The sequence below is a fragment of the Chroococcidiopsis sp. CCALA 051 genome (genome assembly GCF_003015105.1).
GTDB classification, from domain to species: domain Bacteria; phylum Cyanobacteriota; class Cyanobacteriia; order Cyanobacteriales; family Chroococcidiopsidaceae; genus Chroococcidiopsis; species Chroococcidiopsis thermalis.
Window position 1 is genome coordinate 1 of the sequence record NZ_PYCI01000086.1, and the last position, 16,397, is coordinate 16,397.

A 16,397-nucleotide genomic window follows, 5' to 3' on the forward strand; every position below is an offset into this window, starting at 1 on the left:
CTGCTATACGTTCAATTTCAGTTATAGGATACACTTCTAATTTCTAACTTATGACTTCCGAGTTCCTCATGACCGCTACTACTCTAAAACAGACGATCTTACAGCACATGAATCAGCAATCTAGCAGTGCCACCAAGACATTAAATTTATTGAGTATCGGTCAAAGAGGAGTTGGCAAAACAGTGTTTTTGGCTGGCAGCTACATCGAACTGCATTCGGGTTTTACAGCAGAACGCCCGCAAAAATTATGGTTTGATAGCCACAACAGTCAAGAGCAAGAAAAGATTGAAAAAGTTCTGAACTATATTACGCAAACAGGTCAATATCCGCCCCCCACAATGAAAATTGCCAATTTCAACTTTAGTTTGAAGCGTCATGGCTGGTGGAAAACTAAGACTCTCTGCGATTTTAGTTGGTGGGATTTACCAGGGGAATCTTGCGACTTTAATAACCCTAAATATCAAAAACTCGTGTTGAGTTCTCATGGTTGCTGTGCGTTTATTAATGCAGAAGCGTTAGTAAACAATGCTGCTTACCTACCACAACTAACGCAAACGATCGATCAAGTGGCAGCGATCGCCTCTTTAGTCAACCAACATAATATCAAATACGCGATCGCCCTAGTTTTCACCAAATGCGATTTACTTGCCCCAGAACCGTTAAGCCTGCTACAAATTGAGGAAAAAATTCAACCTCTCCTATCTCGTCTAGATGCAGCCAAAACGAACTATCAAAAATTTTACTCTGCCATCCCGCTAGTCACGTTTGCAGGCGTACCCCAACTTAAACCAACTGGTGCAGCTACACCGATTCTATGGCTTGTATCAGAGTTGAAAAGGCTGCACCAAACGCAACTTAAACAAGATTTGGGCAGTGGTTTAAAGCAACAGCTACTTTCTCCCGTTGAGCAAACGTTTATTTTCAAACAGATGCTCGGTAGCAAAAGCCTGCCCCTAATCCTATCAGGTATAGGTATCTTAGGAGTTGTAGGAATTGCTGTCACCTCATTGTGGGGCGGAAAACCACTAGCGATCGCACCCAAAGCTGCTTCAGACACAGACAGCAAAATTCAAGCCTACGAGCAACTTCTACAAAACGATCCCGGCAACTTTGATGCTTTAGTCGAGCTAGCAAACCTACGTATCCAACAAGGACAACCAAATTTAGCCATTCCGTTAATGGAAAAACTCGTCAGGCAAGAGCCAGAAAGACTGGAACTCCAATTGAATTTAGCTCAGCTTTACAAACTAACCGAACAACTGCCAAAAGCAGAATCCACTTACGATCGCGTCCTCTTACAAGAAAAAGACAATGTTGCAGCTTTGGTCAATAAAGCCCTGATCCGTATCGAACAAGGCGATCGACAAACTGCCAATCGCCTCTTTTCACAAGCAGAAAAAGCTGCTCCACCCAATTTGAAAGCCAAAGTTCGCGACATTGCTAAAAATAGCCTTCATAGCAGGGAGTAGGGAGCGGGGAGCAGTGACTAGTGACCAGTGACCAGTGACCAGTGACCAGTGAACAGTGAACAGTGAACAGTTAATCCCGACTCCCGACTCTCCACTACCAACTACCAACTACTACAAACTCGTCAGTAACCTTGCCTTTCTGAGTAAAAATTTCAGCACGGTTTCTTCTTGGGCAACAATATCTGCATTAACTTCCATTCCGGGTTTGAGCGAGTAGGTGCGATCGCCTTTGACTAGATAAGGTTTTTCTGGCTGAATCGTGACTTCGTAGTATGGTGAGGCAGTATTGGGTGATTGACTTTGGGGGACGATCGCGTCGGCAGAAATCGCCCTTACCGCACCTCGTAAAATACCGTAATCGGGATAAGGATAGGCAGAAATCCGCAACTGCACTCTTCCGGTTTTACAGTCTGCAACTGCCGCTTTCTGGCAGATTTGAATACTACTGATGTCTTGAGCAGCTACTCGCGCTTTAATTGTTAGCGCCGCTTGACTGGGAGCGATCTGCGCGATCGACTGCCCTACATTTACGACTTGTCCGGGGTTGCGTAACTCCAGTTTCAAGACTTTACCAGCGTCAGGAGTTAAGAGAACGGCTTTTTTCAGCTCGTGCTGGACTTGCTGTAGTTCTCTAGCGGCGCGATCGATCTCATTTTCTAGGGCAAGACGACGTTGACGCAACACCTCTCGGTCTTTATTTAAATTAGCTAGGGAGATCTCGCCCTTGGCTCGCTCTTGGGCAACTTGTTCTGTTGCCATCGCGATCGCTGCACTTGTAGGATTTAACGCGGCTTTGGCTCCTTTGAGTTTAGCTTCAGCGGCAGCAAATGCTTGTTCTTTTTCTTTGATTTGTAACTGTGTCACCGCTCCTGTATTTGCCAGTTGCTTGAACTGTTCCATCTCGACTTTCGATAACTCTAGTGCTGCTGTTGCTTCTTGCACTTGAGCTTGGGATGTGATTTGTCGATCCTGATATTCCCGTTGATAGCGTTGCAATTGGGCAGTAGCCGCAGCAACATTGCGCTCGATTAAGCCTGACTCAAACTCACGCTGTCTTTTGAGGGATAGTAATTGAGCATCGATTTGAGCCAGTTGTAATTCGTTATTTTTGATGCTGCCCGTCACCTGTTGCTGTTTTGTCAAGAGTTGAGCGTTATCGATAATTGCGATCGCCTGTCCTTTTTTGACTGATTGGTTTTCTTTAACCAAAATCTGTTGTATGGAGCCAGCGATCGCGGCTTGGACTATTCTCGTCTCTCCTGCCGGACGGATAGTAGCAGCAGACTTTACCATTGCTTTGTAATGAATCGTAGCAGCCAGAGCCAGCCCTATAGCTACTGTACCGAGTAGCAACAACCCACCTAAAGTCGTCCACAGGCTCACGGGGGGGAGAAACTCATTACTCTGCACTGGGCGTAAGAAAGCAGGATTTGCTTCAGGTGATGGGTTCTTGGGCGTGTCCTGGCGGACTAAACGCAAGACACTGTTTTTATTTGGTTCCGACTGCATTAGCTAGTACTTAAATAGTTTTCCATCGGTCAGAAGAAGGAGGATAGGAGTGGGTGTCAGCTATTTTTTTCACTCCAAATATTGCCAACTTGAAAGTTCATAATTCTTGATTTTTAGCTTTGGTTTTTCGGTTTAATTTTTCTGACGAAAAGAATTTTTATTTGTGTAATTTGATGCCAAAATCGCTATTGGCAGCAAAATCATAAAGAATTTTGGTTTAAATTGCAACATATTTTTTGTAAGTCTAGAATTTTAAGTATCGCTACTGTACAGCAACTTTATTTGAGTTGTAAATCGATCGAAGATCGATCGGGCAATTGGAGAGCGTTGCCTGCAATTGAGGCAAACAATTAAGCAGTATTGCATTCGTTCTCAAGACATTAAGGTTTATTAATTTGCGATCGCGGCTTTGTGCAGTTGATTACACTATCTGAGTCTTGAGCAAACAAAGTCTTGAGCAAATTCAGACAAATTTTTGATTCTTCTAGACATTTCAACAGAAACGCTTCCATCTGTTTGTCTGAGAAATAGTCAGCTTAATTGTAGAACCAAAAAACGTGAAACAAAAGCTTGTTCTCCAACACAGTGAAGAAGATTGCGGCGCTGCTTGTCTTGCCGCTATTGCTAAATTCTACGGACGACTGCTGAAAATTAATAGTATTAGAGAAGCAGTAGGTACGGGACCGCAAGGGACAACGCTGCTAGGTTTGCGTAGGGGTGCAGAAGCTTTAGGCTTTAATGCTCGTTCTGTCAGGGCATCTCCAGAAATTTTGTGGAAGCTACAACAACTCCCCTTACCAGCCATTATTCACTGGAAAGGCAATCACTGGGTAGTTTTGTATGGCAAGCAGGGGAAAAAATACACGATCGCCGATCCAGCGATTGGAATACGTTATCTGTCGCGTATGGAGTTGCTAGAAGGCTGGACAGATTGGATTTTGCTGCTGCTAGAACCCGATCCCGTCCGCTTTTACGCTCAAGTTGGAGAACAAGACAATCGCTTTGAACAGTGGATACAGCGACTTTGGGTATATCGCGCCATTCTTGCCGAAGCTGTTGGGTGCGCGATCGCCGTTGGTTTACTGTCTTTAGCGACTCCGTTTCTCCTCCAAATCTTGACAGATGACGTGCTGATTCGGGGCGATTTGCAACTACTGACATCTGTAGTACTGGCAGTTATCGTACTGAGTTTTGTCAGGCGTGGCTTGGCACTGGTGCAAAGCAATTTGATCGCTCATTTCGCTCAGAGAATAGAACTAGGTTTAATTCTAGAATTTGGACGGCAAATTTTACGATTGCCCCTACTTTACTATGAGTCACGGCGCAGTGGAGAAATTGTTAGTAGACTGCGAGATATTCAAGAAATAAATTTATTGCTCTCGCGAGCTATTATCAGCTTACCAGGAGAGTTATTTGTCGCTATAGTTTCTTTTATTTTCATGCTAATGTACAGTCAAAAACTGACTGTGTTTGCTGTATTTTTAGCAGGCGCGATGACTTTATCGACAATTTTATTTTTGCCAAGCTTGCAGCAAAAAACTCGTAAACTATTAGTTACGGAAGTAGAAAATCAAGGAATTTTAGTAGAAACATTCAAGGGAGCGCTAACACTCAAAACAACTGCTGCGGCTCCCCAGTTTTGGGAGGAATATCAAAGTCGTTTCGGTCAATTAGCAAATCTAGCATTTGGGACAATGCAAATTGGTATTGTCAATAATACCTTTTCTGGGCTAGTTGCAGACGTGGGTGGAGTAGCTCTACTTTGGTTTGGCAGTACTTTGGTCATAGGGAAAGAACTCAGTCTCGGTCAGCTACTAGCATTTACTACGTTAAACCGTAATGTAGCTACATTTATCATTTCCTCACTCGATTTTGTCGATGAATTCGCTCGCATCGAGACAGCTAATTCTCGCTTGCAAGAAGTGATTACCCATCCACCAGAAATCAAAGATGAAAAGCAAAAACCTTGGGTAGATATTTCCGATACATCTGATATTGTCTGTTCTAAAATTGAGTTTCATTACCCTGGTAGAACAGATGTCGTGCAAGATTTTTCGCTGACTATTCCTGGAGGTCAAGTTGTAGCGCTGATCGGTAAGTCAGGTTGCGGTAAAAGCACGGTAGCTAAACTGATTGCAGGTTTGTATACGCCACAGTCGGGTAACATTCGGATTGGCAGATATAACATTCAAGATATTTCATTAGACTGCCTGCGACAACAAGCAATTTTAGTACCTCAAGAACCGCATTTTTGGAGTCGTTCGATTATTGAAAACTTTCGGTTAGGAATGCCCCACGTTCGCTTCGATCAAATTGTCAGAGCGTGCGAAATTGCCCAAGCAGATGAGTTTATCGCGAAGTTATCTGATAAGTATCAAACAGTTTTAGGTGAATTTGGCGCGAGTCTCTCGGGCGGACAAAGACAAAGATTGGCGATCGCCCGTGCTATTGTTAACAATCCGCCCATTTTAATTCTCGACGAATCCACGGCAGGGCTAGATCCGGCAAGTGAATCGCAAGTGTTAAATCAGTTACTTTATCATCGTCGCGGCAAAACCACAATTTTGATCAGCCATCGTCCTCGCGTGATTAATTTAGCTGACTGGGTTATCTTCTTACGTCAAGGAAGAATGTATGCTCAGGGAACGATCGCAGAATTACAAGCACACCCTGGGGAGCATGTAGAATTTTTGCATCCGTAAACAATCCATAACAATCTATGTAGATCCCCCCTAGCCCCCCTTGATAAGGGGGGTTGAGGGGATCTCATGTAAAAGTGGGCATTAATCTCCATCAGCAACAGCCAGAAATTCAACTACATTTGCAACCAAGCAAGACCTTTTGCTGTATCTTTTTGCTGTATCTTTAAAACGCAACCGTCGATCGCGAAGTAGCATAGATCCTGTAGATATGTGTCGGAAGAGAGGAATGCGATCGCTATGGGGATGACCCTGACAGAAAAAATCTTAGCTAAAGCCTCCGGTCGAAACGCGGTCGAACCAGGGGAAAATATCTGGGTGGATGTTGACTTGTTGATGACACACGATGTTTGTGGACCTGGAACTATCGGTGTCTTCAAGCGCGAGTTTGGTGCAGATACAAAAGTATGGAACCCTGAAAAGATCGTCCTCATCCCAGACCACTACATCTTTACCGCCGACGAACGCGCCAATCGCAACGTAGATATTCTACGCGATTTCGCCCACGAACAAGGAATTAAATACTTCTACGACATCACCGATCGCGGCAATTTTAAAGCTAACCCAGATTATAAAGGGGTCTGTCACATTGCCCTCGCCCAAGAAGGACATACCCGCCCTGGGGAAGTTTTATTCGGGACTGACTCCCACACTTGCAATGCTGGCGCTTTCGGTCAGTTTGCCACAGGAATTGGTAATACCGATGCAGCATTTATTATGGGTACGGGCAAGTTACTAATTAAAGTTCCTGCCACAATGCGATTCGTCCTCGATGGCGAAATGCCCAATTACTTATTGGCAAAAGACCTAATTTTGCAAATTATCGGCGATATTAGCGTCGCTGGAGCCAACTATCGGACGATGGAATTTACCGGGGAAACCGTCAGCCGCATGACAATGGAAGACCGCATGACCCTGTGTAATATGGCGATCGAAGCTGGGGGCAAAAATGGGACGATCGCGGCTGATGATACCACTTTCGAGTACGTCCGCGCCCGTACCGATAAACCATTCGAGCCAGTCTACACCGACTCCGATGCCAAATTCTACAGCGATCGCCGTTACGATGTCTCGCAGTTAGAGCCAGTTGTCGCTCAACCCCACTCTCCAGATAACCGCGCCTTGGCACGAGAATGCAGCGATGTCAAGATCGATCGCGTGTACATTGGTTCCTGCACGGGGGGTAAAACTGAAGACTTTATCCACGCCGCCCATATTCTCAAAGGACAGCAAGTCAAAGTACCTACCTACCTCGTACCTGCGACGCAAAAAGTTTACAACGACTTGTTTACACTCAAATACGAAGGGCAGACTCTATCAGAAATCTTCCTGCAAGCTGGATGTATCGAACCCACTGCGCCCTCCTGCGCCGCTTGTTTAGGGGGACCAAAAGATACTTTCGGGCGGATGAACAAGCCAGAAGTTTGCGTTTCTACGACTAATCGTAATTTCCCTGGTCGCATGGGTGATAAGTCAGCACAAATTTATCTCGCTTCCCCCTACACCGCCGCCGCTTCTGCCTTGACAGGTTACGTCACCGATCCGAGAGAGTTTTTGTAAGTCGTAAGTTGTAAGTCGTAAGTCGTAAGTTAAGATTCTGTCTCTTACCTCTTACTACTTACTTCTTGCCTATTACCAATTACCCATTACCGTTATCAGGAAAAATTACAATGAATTTGCGAAATTTAGTGAGAACCTATAATTATTTGAGTCCGCAGCAAAAAATTGTGATGGCGATCGCGGCAGTTTTAGGTGGTGGAGTCTTGCTGTGCATTCCTTTATTATCGCTACAGCCATCTCGTCCACCTGCTGTGAGTACAGGTGGTGCTGTTGGTAATCCAAACGGCGGACAAAATCCTTCAGGGGAAAACAACGCCGAACCGAGTCAAGTCGCACCCCTTGACACTGCAAATCCCATCGATCTCCCTGCTGATAGCAGTGCTGGAACTGGATTGGGTAGCGACTCTGCTTTTGGTGGAACTAGTACAAACTCCTCTAGTAGCGGTGGTAGTAGTACTCTAGATACCACAGATCCGCTAGATGAAAGAGTTGCAAATCAACGGCGATCGCCTGCGTCGTTGAACGATTCTTTATCCAATAATGTAGACAACCCTTACTCTCAATCGACAATGGGTCGATACCAGTCTCCTACTAGCATCAGCAACAGTCCCTATAGTGCTAGTCCTGGCAGTAGTAGTAATTTATCAACTGCCTACGGTCGTGGTGCTGGTGGCTCGTCTACATCTTCATCATCGTCCCGATTATCTAATCTCGAACCTGCTAAAGGCAACAACTTTACCTATCTCAACCCCTTCAGCCCGAATAGCGGTAATGGAACGACAGGCGCTAATTCCAACGCGACAAACCTTCCTGGTAATACCTCAGCAATTCCCAGTCAAAGCGCGATCGCTCCTAGCGGCTTGGGTGGTAATAGTAATGGCATGAATGCTTCTCCTCGCGATGGTTCTAGCAGTGTTGCTCCACAAACATCTGCTCCCACCAGCCAGCAAAATCCTTCCTTCCCAACCCCTTCTTCCCCAGGCAACACTCAGTCAGCGCCAAATCCTTGAGGAAGGGAGCAGGGGAAGAGAGCTGAGGGAGCTGAGGGAGCAAGACAATTCGCAATTCACAACTCGCAATTAATTCCGAATTCCGAATTCCGAATTCCGAATTCTCCCCACACCACTTTCTTACCCCTCATTCCTTGTTAAAAAAGCTTCCACTTCTGCGGCGGTGGGTTGGGCGGCGATCGCGCCTGGTTTGGTTGTCGTCAGCGCCCCTGCCGCACTAGCATAGGTGACAACCTGTTTGGCAATTGCGGCATCAGCGAGGCTGTGAATACCCCGTTGACATAACTGGTGGACGAAGCCAGCTACAAAGCTGTCACCCGCACCAGTGGTTTCGACGACAGGCACGGAAAAACTAGGGGCTTTGCCTTCATTTTCAGACAAGCAGTAAGCGCAACCATTTTCTCCATCCGTGATCAGCACTCCTTCGACGGTATTGAGGCGATAGGCGATCGCCCCTGGATCGGCTGTTTGAAATAGCAAGAGTGCTTCTTCTTTAGAAAGTTTGAGAAAATCGACGTGCGGCACGATTTCTAAGATTGTCGCTACAGCCTTATCGGGATCTTGCCAAAATACAGGTCGCCAGTTGACATCTAGCAAAATTTTGACATTATATTGGTCTGCGAGTTGTAAAGCGCGGCGGATGCTAGCACCACTCTCGGGATAAGCAAGTTCTAAAGTTCCCAGTACGAGAAAATCAGCGTCCTCAAATAGGGATACAGGCAAAGCAGACGCTTGTAGATGCGTATCGGCAAATTCTGCCGTGTCGTAGTCGGCAAAACCTGCAAAAATGCGATCGCCTGACTCAGTGCGGGTAACATAGATTTGCCTTGTTGGTGCTGTGGGATGGCGTTGAATCCCCGTCGTATCGACTCCTACAGTTTGCAGTAACTCTACTAAGGTATTTCCTGGTTCGTCTTTACCCACACAGCCAATGAAACTAGAAGTTGTACCGAGCTTGACCAAAGCACAGGCGACATTAGCAGGTGCGCCACCAGGATAGGGTGTCCAAGACTCAACTTGTTCGAGCGATCGCCCTAGTTGATCGGCAATCAGATCGAACAGAATTTCACCCAAGCACAGCACGCGAGAATTACTCATTCCAGCCAGCATTTAATGAATGTACGACTTTACCATTACCCTACAACAGAAACAGTTGTCAGTTATCAGTGGCTAGTGACTGGTGACTAGTGACTAGACCGAAACTAAGAATCTGGTTCTACCAGCCACTAGCCGCTAGCCACTCACTACTTCTTCTTTAAGTAACAAATATTACTTAATTAAGCTTTACTAAATTTATTACAGTTCTCTTTTTGCTCCAATGTCAGCTTATAGAGCAAAAATACTAGTCAAACTTCTAAAACGATAGAGGATCGTCACTAGAAGAATCCTCTAGAATTGAAAGAGGAGCGTGAGTAGATCTACTAAGGAAAAAATACTTCATGGCTGGTGGCGAGTCTCAAAACCCTGTTTCCCTGTCAGAAAGAGAGCTACAAATCATCGATTTGGTAGCTGCTGGCTTGACCAATCAGGAAATAGCAGAAAAGTTGGAAATCAGCAAGCGTACTGTTGACAATCACATTAGTAATATTTTGACCAAAACAGCTACAGAAAATCGCGTATCTTTGGTACGATGGGCTTTACAGTGGGGAAAAGTCTGTCTTAACGATGTTAACTGCTGCCCTTTACCCGTGAGTGGCGATCGCGAAGTTTTCTAGCAATTAAATTTTCTAACAATAGTCGAGTCGCGAAATTTCGCGGCTCGACTGCTTTAAAGTAGTAAGCGCTAGATTAAGAGAAAAGTCTCCGATCGGGCTGCTACTAGCGGTGTTGGTATGAACAATTTCGCCCCAGACAACGTTTTTGAATCGTTAATCCCTTGGTTCAATTTTGAGGAGAATATTCCTCAACCTACCCAAGACGCGGATTTAGTCAAGCATCTTCCCTTTGTTCCCGGGTTGAAAGAACTGTTGATGCTGAGGCAAGTTCATGCACTAGAACACGCTACAGTTTGGCTCTTAAGCCAGTCAGGGCGATCGCCATATCCTCGTTTTTCGTCCCAGCAAACAGACAACGAATCGTTAGGCGGTCTATCTACTGAACGAGGCTTTTACATTTACGGTCAGGTGAATAAAATCGAACTACAGCGGGCAGTGCTGGCTGCCCTTCAGCGTCTTACCAATGGAGAGTGGAATTTAGCCTTGCATCCCCGTTGCGGTACGAATGTGTCGGTAGGATTGTTGCTAGGCTTGGGACTAGTCATGGGTATGCATTTGCTGCTACCGCGATCGCCGATCGAGCAGATGTTGGGGTTAGGAGTAGCAGCAACAGCCGCCGCCAATTTAACTCCCGAACTGGGAATGCTAGCACAGCGCCATGTCACGACAGCTATCCCCTTCAATTTGGAAATAGTTAATATCGCAGATGTTCGCGACGAAACCGGACGCACTGCCCACTTCGTCCAAGTTCGCTGGCGGGAATTAGTTATTAGTGACTAGTGACTAGTGCTGGTGACTAGTCACTCACGAATGACCAATGACCGCTTTAGATAAATAACTTAACAGTTGATTGTGAGATTACCAAAACATTGTATCTTGATGCTATTAACCCGCTCGATTAGCAATTATCTATAACAGGGAAGATACTCATGGTTGAACGTGGTTCTAAGGTGCGGATCTTAAGAAGAGAATCCTACTGGTATCAAGATGTTGGTCTTGTTGCTTCTGTTGACAAAAGCGGCATCAAGTATCCAGTCATCGTTCGCTTTGATAAAGTGAACTATGCTGGCGTAAATACTAACAACTTTGCTGATTTTGAACTTCTAGAAATAGAAAAACCAAAAGCTAAAGCGAAGAAGGCTACGCCTGTGGCTTCTGGTGGTCAGCAGACTCCAATTCAGGAAGATATCCGCAAAACAGGACAAGCTGGACAATCTACAGCTAAAGGTGCTGCCGTACAAGAATCCGGTAGTAGCGATCCACTGGTAGAAGGTGGTGGCAATCAGGGAACTGAAAAACGATAAATCGTGCCTGAATTGCCAGAGGTAGAAACAGTTCGACGGGGTGCAAATCAAGTCACCCTGAATCGAGAAATTACGGGTGGGGATGTGTTGCTCGATCGCACCATTGCCTACCCGTTTTCTGTGGCAGATTTTCTCAACGGGATCTCGGGAAAAGCGATCGCCCAATGGCATCGACGCGGGAAGTATCTGCTGGCAGAGTTAGTCAAAGGGAGCAGGGAGCAGGGAGCAATTCCAAGTTGCAAGTCGCAAGTCGCAAGTCGCAAGTCACAACTAATCCCAAATTCCGAATTCCGAATTCCGAATTCCGAATTTCTTGGTGTTCACTTACGAATGACTGGACAGCTGTTATGGCTTCCACAGGACGAGCCTTTACACAAACATACGCGAGTCCGATTATTTTTGGCTGAGAATTGGGAATTGCGCTTCGTCGATCAACGCACTTTCGGACAGATGTGGTGGGTTCCTCCAGAACGAGCGGTTGAATCAGTCGTGACGGGATTAGCAACATTGGGTCCCGATCCGTTTTCTTCAGATTTTTCTGTGGAATATTTTGCGGCAAAATTGCGCGATCGCCGTCGTCCGATCAAAAATGCCTTATTAGACCAATCAATCGTTGCAGGAATCGGTAACATCTACGCTGACGAAGCGCTGTTTCGTGCTGGCGTGCAACCCCAGACCTTATGTGCGGATTTGCGATCGCCACAAATATCGCGCCTGCGAACCGCCATTCTTGAAGTGTTAGAAGCGAGTATCAACGCTGGTGGCACGACTTTTAGTAATTTTCTCAACGTTCAAGGCGTTAACGGTAATTATGGCGGTGTAGCTTGGGTTTATAACCGATCGGGCAAACCCTGCCGCATCTGCAATACTCCCATACTCAAACTACGTTTAGCTGGGCGATCGGCTCACTTCTGTCCGCAATGCCAGAAATGAGGGGCGAGGGAATTCGGAATTCGGAATTCGGAATTCGGAATTAATATCAATTCCCTATTCCTTATTCCCTACTCCCTACTCCCTGCTCCCTGCTCCCTGATAACTGTAAAATGCGAAAAGAAATAGTTTAGCAATTTGAAAGAGCAGCATATGGCGATTAAAAGAGGGGATATGGTTCGTGCCGTGCGCGAACAGCTAGAAAATAGCCTAGAAGCACAAGCTAGCGATTCTCGCTTTCCCAGCTATATTTTTGAAACCAAAGGAGAGGTTTTAGATATTAAAGGTGACTATGCGTTAGTCGTATTTGGACATGTACCAACTCCGAATATTTGGTTGCGAGTCGATCAACTAGAGTCATTCAAGTAATTTAAAAGAGATCTCCCAACTGAGATAAAAACAGGGCTTTAAATTCCCCCCTTTTTCATGGAAGTTAGGGGGGATCGAGATCTGAAGCTTCAAGTGCGTAAATTATCAAGGAGACAAAACTGTAGTTTCAGGGTTACACCAGGGGTTATACTCAGTTAGCTAATTCTCTGGCGGATTGTAAAAAGGCGATCGCTTTTTGACAATCTTTAGGATTAGCTACGACTGTATTTAAGAAACTTTAAACTAAATGACAAATATTTCGGCTGATACCCGCATTCCTTTCCCTTGTCACCTTGTCTATGCTACATACCGAGATAAGCTGAACGATCTCATTCCCTACATGCACAACGTGCGATCGGTTCAAATCAAATCTCGGCGCGAAGAAAATGGCAAAGTTTACACCATAAATGAATGGCATGGTGGCGGTGAAATTCCTGCCGCAGCTAGAGCAATTCTCAGCGAAGATATGCTGTCTTGGACGGAATACAATACTTGGGATGAATCAAATCTGACGCTGGAATGGCAAATCAAAACTCATGCTTTCACAGAAGCCGTACATTGTGGTGGGAAAAATCAATTCATTGCTGAGGGCGATACAACTTTAATTCAGAGTCGGGGAGCAATGAGTATCGATCCGCATCAGATGAAGGGAGTGCCTTGGTTTCTGACTGGGACTATAGCCCATGTGGTTGAGGATTTTTTAGGTAAAAAAATCGAACCTAATTTATTACAAATGAGCGAAGGCGTGCGTCATTTTTTAGAACAAGCAACAAAAAATCGATCGCTTTGACACGGATTTTCCCTAACTTCTGTGCTTGGGCGATCGCCAGTTTATCTCTGCTGCGTCAAGATGTCAACCGCTACTTCTTTATGAGGATTCGCGAGAGTAAAAATCCGCTAGAGTAGAACACAGTGCCAAAGAATACGCCATATTCATCTCGGCATTTTACTCCAGCTGACAATGAGTTATTTAGAGACAACAGCAAAGTTTTACTCCGAAGTCGCAGAAACACCCCAAGTGGGTCTATGCTGCGTGCAAAGCAGTCCCCTGCAACTACCCGGACTCAAAATTCCCCTGGCAATGCAGGAGATGAACTACGGTTGTGGTACAACTGTCCACCCTACTGAACTAGCCAACCAACCGACAGTGCTATATGTAGGCGTTGGTGGTGGTTTAGAGGCATTACAATTCGCTTATTTTTCTCGTCGTCCTGGTGCTGTAATTGCTGTCGATCCAGTTGCAGCCATGTGCGAAGCAGCTACACGGAACCTACAAGCTGCTGTGACAGAAAATCCTTGGTTCGATCCTAGTTTTGTCGAAATTCGGGCAGGTGATGCTTTTAATCTCCCCATGCCAGATGCATCTGTGGATGTAGTAGCGCAGAACTGTCTGTTTAATATATTTGAACCAGATGATTTAACTCTTGCCTTAAAAGAAGCTTGGCGAGTGCTAAAACCAGGCGGACGCTTGCAAATGAGCGATCCAATCGCCACTCGTCCGATTCCAGTACACCTGCAACAAGATGAAAGACTGCGGGCGATGTGTCTGTCAGGCGCACTTACATATGATGAGTATACTCAGACGATCGTAGATGCTGGTTTTGGACAAGTTGAAATTCGGGCGCGTCGTCCCTATCGGTTGTTAGATTGTCATACATACAACCTGGAAGAAAATTTGCTTTTAGAAAGCCTCGATTCTGTATCTTTCAAAGTGCCAATCCCAGATGATGGAGCCTGTATTTTTACAGGAAAAACAGCCATTTATGCTGGTACAGAATCCTTTTTTGATGACTCAGCCGGACACGTACTTCAACAAGGAATTCCAGCCGCAGTCTGCGATAAAACAGCAGCCAAACTCGCTGCTTTGATGCCAACTGAAGTTATAGTGACTAATTCAACTTGGCACTATACTGGGGGCGGATGTTGTTAGTTAATAGTTAATAGTTGATGGTTGATGGTTGATGGTTGAGATGGTTAATGTAGGGTGGGCAATGCCCACCTTACTAGAAAAATTAACGTAGAGCGAGCATCGCTCGCCTTAATAGAAAAGCCGATAAACGATGATTGGCGATCGATAGTTAATAGTAACATTCAAGCATATGATGGGCGTTGCCCACCCTACTAGAAAAAATGATTCAAACATCAATTACACCTTTCGCCCGTAAATTAAAAACGCCTTTAACTAAAAGTCAAATCAAAGTTTTACAAATAAATTTAGGTAAGCGCTGTAACCTGGCTTGCACTCATTGTCATGTTGAGGCAAGTCCAAAACGAACAGAGGAACTTTCACCCGTAATTTGCAGTCAATTAATTCAAGTTATCGAACGATTTCCTGAAATTCAAATTGTTGATTTAACTGGTGGCGCTCCAGAAATGAATTACGGTTTTAAACCTATAGTTGAAACCGCACGCCAACATGGTAAGCAAGTTATTGTTAGATCTAATTTAACGATTTACTTTGAACCTGGTTTTGAAGATTTGCCAGAATATTGCACTCGACATCAAACGAGAATCGTTGCTTCACTCCCCTGCTATATGGCTACCAATGTGGATAAAATGCGAGGACAAGGAGTTTTCGACGCTTCGATCGCAGCCATACAAACCCTAAATCGATTGGGTTATGGTAAAGAGCCTGAATTAATTCTCGACTTGGTATACAATCCTCAACTACCAGTCAGCGATCGCTTCTCTCTGACTCCCGACCAACATAAGCTAGAAAAGGATTATAAAATCTTTTTACAAGAACATTTTGGAATCACATTCAATAACTTATTTACAATTACTAACTTACCAGTAGGGCGCACGCTGCTACACCTACAAAGAAAAAAACTGTACGCTTCATACTTGGAATTTCTAGAGTCTAATTTTAATCCGAATACAGTCGAACACTTAATGTGTCGGGACGAACTTTCTGTAGATTACTTAGGTAATATCTACGACTGTGATTTTAATCAAATGATGAATTTACCTGCCAAAACTCGTGCTGGGGAAACTTTAACAGTAGCGAAAATTTTGGCAGCAGGGACTTTAGACGTAATCGATGAAATTCAAACCGCACCCTATTGTTACGGCTGCACGGCTGGGAGCGGTTCCAGTTGTGGTGGAGCGTTGACAGAGAGCAGGGAGCATTGACCAGTGACCAAGTGACCAGTTATCAGCGAGCGGTCATGACTTTTGACTTTTGACTTTTGACTTTTGACTTTTGCCTTACTGCACCAGTAAAGCAACAGCATAGGCGCAGATCCCTTCTTCGCGTCCTACGGGACCTAATTTTTCGTTGGTAGTCGCTTTGATGCCGATTTGTTCTGACTCCACTTGCAGAACGGTGGCAAGGCGATCGCGCATGGCTGTAATATGAGGTTTTAGTTTTGGGCGTTCTGCTACGACTACGGAATCGATATTACCAATTTGCCAACCCCTTTCTTGAATGAGTTGGTTGACTTTACTCAGCAGTACCAAACTATCTGCACCTTTCCATTGCGGATCGGACGGGGGGAAATACAAGCCAATATCTCCCAGACTCAGCGCCCCCAGCATGGCATCCATAATCGCATGGGTGAGTACGTCGGCATCGCTATGTCCCAATAATCCCAATTCATGCGGAATTTCCACCCCTCCCAAAATCAGACGGCGTTCTGTAGTTAGTTGGTGGATGTCGTAGCCGTTACCGATGCGAATTTTTTGCATAGAATGAATTTCCTGTGAATATATGTAATTGAGTTGTTAATTATTGGCAATACAACTTTAAAACTTTGCGATCGCCAAAAAGAGATTTTAGATCGCCAACACTAATCTACCAGGCGCAGTCAGTCATTTAGCCAAGTTGCGAGAT

The 16,397-nt window shown here is 45.1% G+C and carries 15 protein-coding genes; 12 read left to right on the forward strand and 3 right to left on the reverse strand.

Annotated features, from left to right (window positions below; all coding sequences use genetic code 11):
• Positions 1-68 precede the first annotated feature (68 nt).
• The gene (locus C7Y66_RS19560) at positions 69-1,469 is read left to right on the forward strand and encodes a M48 family metallopeptidase (RefSeq protein ID WP_158265960.1); all 1,401 of its coding nucleotides are present in this window, start codon (positions 69-71) and stop codon (positions 1,467-1,469) included.
• 111 nt (positions 1,470-1,580) lie between these two features.
• Here the strand turns inward: C7Y66_RS19560 and C7Y66_RS19565 are convergent, their stop codons facing one another.
• Positions 1,581-2,978 (reverse strand): HlyD family efflux transporter periplasmic adaptor subunit, encoded by a 1,398-nt coding sequence (locus tag C7Y66_RS19565; protein WP_106546864.1) that lies wholly within the window; start codon positions 2,976-2,978, stop codon positions 1,581-1,583.
• Positions 2,979-3,535: 557 nt separating this feature from the next.
• Between C7Y66_RS19565 and C7Y66_RS19570 the strand changes: the two genes are divergently transcribed.
• From C7Y66_RS19570 to C7Y66_RS19580, 3 genes are all read left to right on the forward strand, one after another.
• Positions 3,536-5,680: a peptidase domain-containing ABC transporter gene (locus tag C7Y66_RS19570; protein WP_106546865.1), complete on the forward strand. Its 2,145-nt coding sequence runs from the start codon at positions 3,536-3,538 to the stop codon at positions 5,678-5,680.
• A gap of 237 nt (positions 5,681-5,917) precedes the next feature.
• On the forward strand, positions 5,918-7,237 hold the full coding sequence (locus C7Y66_RS19575) for a 3-isopropylmalate dehydratase large subunit (RefSeq protein WP_106546866.1): 1,320 nt from the start codon (positions 5,918-5,920) through the stop codon (positions 7,235-7,237).
• A 110-nt stretch (positions 7,238-7,347) separates the two neighbouring features.
• Positions 7,348-8,247, forward strand: a complete 900-nt coding sequence (locus C7Y66_RS19580) for a hypothetical protein (RefSeq protein ID WP_106546867.1) — start codon at positions 7,348-7,350, stop codon at positions 8,245-8,247.
• A 120-nt stretch (positions 8,248-8,367) separates the two neighbouring features.
• Here C7Y66_RS19580 and C7Y66_RS19585 read toward each other — a convergent pair whose 3' ends face one another.
• The gene (locus tag C7Y66_RS19585; protein ID WP_106546884.1) at positions 8,368-9,345 is read right to left on the reverse strand and encodes a carbohydrate kinase; all 978 of its coding nucleotides are present in this window, start codon (positions 9,343-9,345) and stop codon (positions 8,368-8,370) included.
• Positions 9,346-9,686: 341 nt separating this feature from the next.
• On the opposite strand from C7Y66_RS19585, the gene C7Y66_RS19590 reads away from it, so the two are divergent.
• The 8 genes from C7Y66_RS19590 (at position 9,687) to arsS (ending at position 15,697) form a co-directional block, all read left to right on the forward strand.
• On the forward strand, positions 9,687-9,962 hold the full coding sequence (locus tag C7Y66_RS19590; RefSeq protein WP_015154161.1) for a LuxR C-terminal-related transcriptional regulator: 276 nt from the start codon (positions 9,687-9,689) through the stop codon (positions 9,960-9,962).
• 117 nt (positions 9,963-10,079) lie between these two features.
• Positions 10,080-10,742, forward strand: a complete 663-nt coding sequence (locus tag C7Y66_RS19595) for a DUF6391 domain-containing protein (RefSeq protein WP_106546868.1) — start codon at positions 10,080-10,082, stop codon at positions 10,740-10,742.
• Positions 10,743-10,891: 149 nt separating this feature from the next.
• Positions 10,892-11,266 carry a photosystem I reaction center subunit IV gene (locus C7Y66_RS19600; protein ID WP_015154163.1) on the forward strand — a complete coding sequence of 125 codons (375 nt, stop codon included), beginning with the start codon at positions 10,892-10,894 and terminating at the stop codon, positions 11,264-11,266.
• A gap of 3 nt (positions 11,267-11,269) precedes the next feature.
• Positions 11,270-12,199 (forward strand): DNA-formamidopyrimidine glycosylase, encoded by a 930-nt coding sequence (locus C7Y66_RS19605; protein WP_106546869.1) that lies wholly within the window; start codon positions 11,270-11,272, stop codon positions 12,197-12,199.
• Positions 12,200-12,349: 150 nt separating this feature from the next.
• Positions 12,350-12,565 carry an NAD(P)H-quinone oxidoreductase subunit O gene (locus C7Y66_RS19610; protein ID WP_015154165.1) on the forward strand — a complete coding sequence of 72 codons (216 nt, stop codon included), beginning with the start codon at positions 12,350-12,352 and terminating at the stop codon, positions 12,563-12,565.
• A 247-nt stretch (positions 12,566-12,812) separates the two neighbouring features.
• Entirely contained in the window at positions 12,813-13,355 is a 543-nt protein-coding gene (locus C7Y66_RS19615) for a hypothetical protein (RefSeq protein WP_015154166.1), read from the forward strand.
• Positions 13,356-13,526: 171 nt separating this feature from the next.
• A complete protein-coding gene (arsM, locus tag C7Y66_RS19620) occupies positions 13,527-14,495 on the forward strand; it encodes an arsenosugar biosynthesis arsenite methyltransferase ArsM (protein ID WP_106546870.1) in 969 nt (322 codons plus the stop codon).
• Between the two features lie 200 nt (positions 14,496-14,695).
• Positions 14,696-15,697: an arsenosugar biosynthesis radical SAM (seleno)protein ArsS gene (gene arsS, locus C7Y66_RS19625; protein WP_106546871.1), complete on the forward strand. Its 1,002-nt coding sequence runs from the start codon at positions 14,696-14,698 to the stop codon at positions 15,695-15,697.
• 75 nt (positions 15,698-15,772) lie between these two features.
• Here the strand turns inward: arsS and ispF are convergent, their stop codons facing one another.
• Positions 15,773-16,252 carry a 2-C-methyl-D-erythritol 2,4-cyclodiphosphate synthase gene (ispF, locus tag C7Y66_RS19630; RefSeq protein ID WP_106546872.1) on the reverse strand — a complete coding sequence of 160 codons (480 nt, stop codon included), beginning with the start codon at positions 16,250-16,252 and terminating at the stop codon, positions 15,773-15,775.
• Between the last annotated feature and the right edge of the window lie 145 nt (positions 16,253-16,397).

Coding starts and splice junctions, on each gene's coding strand:
- C7Y66_RS19580 (WP_106546867.1), top strand. CDS start 7,348: ATGAATTTGCGAAATTTAGTGAGAACCTATAATTATTTGAGTCCGCAG.
- C7Y66_RS19600 (WP_015154163.1), top strand. CDS start 10,892: ATGGTTGAACGTGGTTCTAAGGTGCGGATCTTAAGAAGAGAATCCTAC.
- C7Y66_RS19615 (WP_015154166.1), top strand. CDS start 12,813: ATGACAAATATTTCGGCTGATACCCGCATTCCTTTCCCTTGTCACCTT.
- C7Y66_RS19595 (WP_106546868.1), top strand. CDS start 10,080: ATGAACAATTTCGCCCCAGACAACGTTTTTGAATCGTTAATCCCTTGG.
- C7Y66_RS19560 (WP_158265960.1), top strand. CDS start 69: ATGACCGCTACTACTCTAAAACAGACGATCTTACAGCACATGAATCAG.
- C7Y66_RS19565 (WP_106546864.1), bottom strand. CDS start 2,978: ATGCAGTCGGAACCAAATAAAAACAGTGTCTTGCGTTTAGTCCGCCAG.
- arsS (WP_106546871.1), top strand. CDS start 14,696: ATGATTCAAACATCAATTACACCTTTCGCCCGTAAATTAAAAACGCCT.
- C7Y66_RS19585 (WP_106546884.1), bottom strand. CDS start 9,345: ATGAGTAATTCTCGCGTGCTGTGCTTGGGTGAAATTCTGTTCGATCTG.
- arsM (WP_106546870.1), top strand. CDS start 13,527: ATGAGTTATTTAGAGACAACAGCAAAGTTTTACTCCGAAGTCGCAGAA.
- C7Y66_RS19575 (WP_106546866.1), top strand. CDS start 5,918: ATGGGGATGACCCTGACAGAAAAAATCTTAGCTAAAGCCTCCGGTCGA.
- C7Y66_RS19610 (WP_015154165.1), top strand. CDS start 12,350: ATGGCGATTAAAAGAGGGGATATGGTTCGTGCCGTGCGCGAACAGCTA.
- ispF (WP_106546872.1), bottom strand. CDS start 16,252: ATGCAAAAAATTCGCATCGGTAACGGCTACGACATCCACCAACTAACT.
- C7Y66_RS19590 (WP_015154161.1), top strand. CDS start 9,687: ATGGCTGGTGGCGAGTCTCAAAACCCTGTTTCCCTGTCAGAAAGAGAG.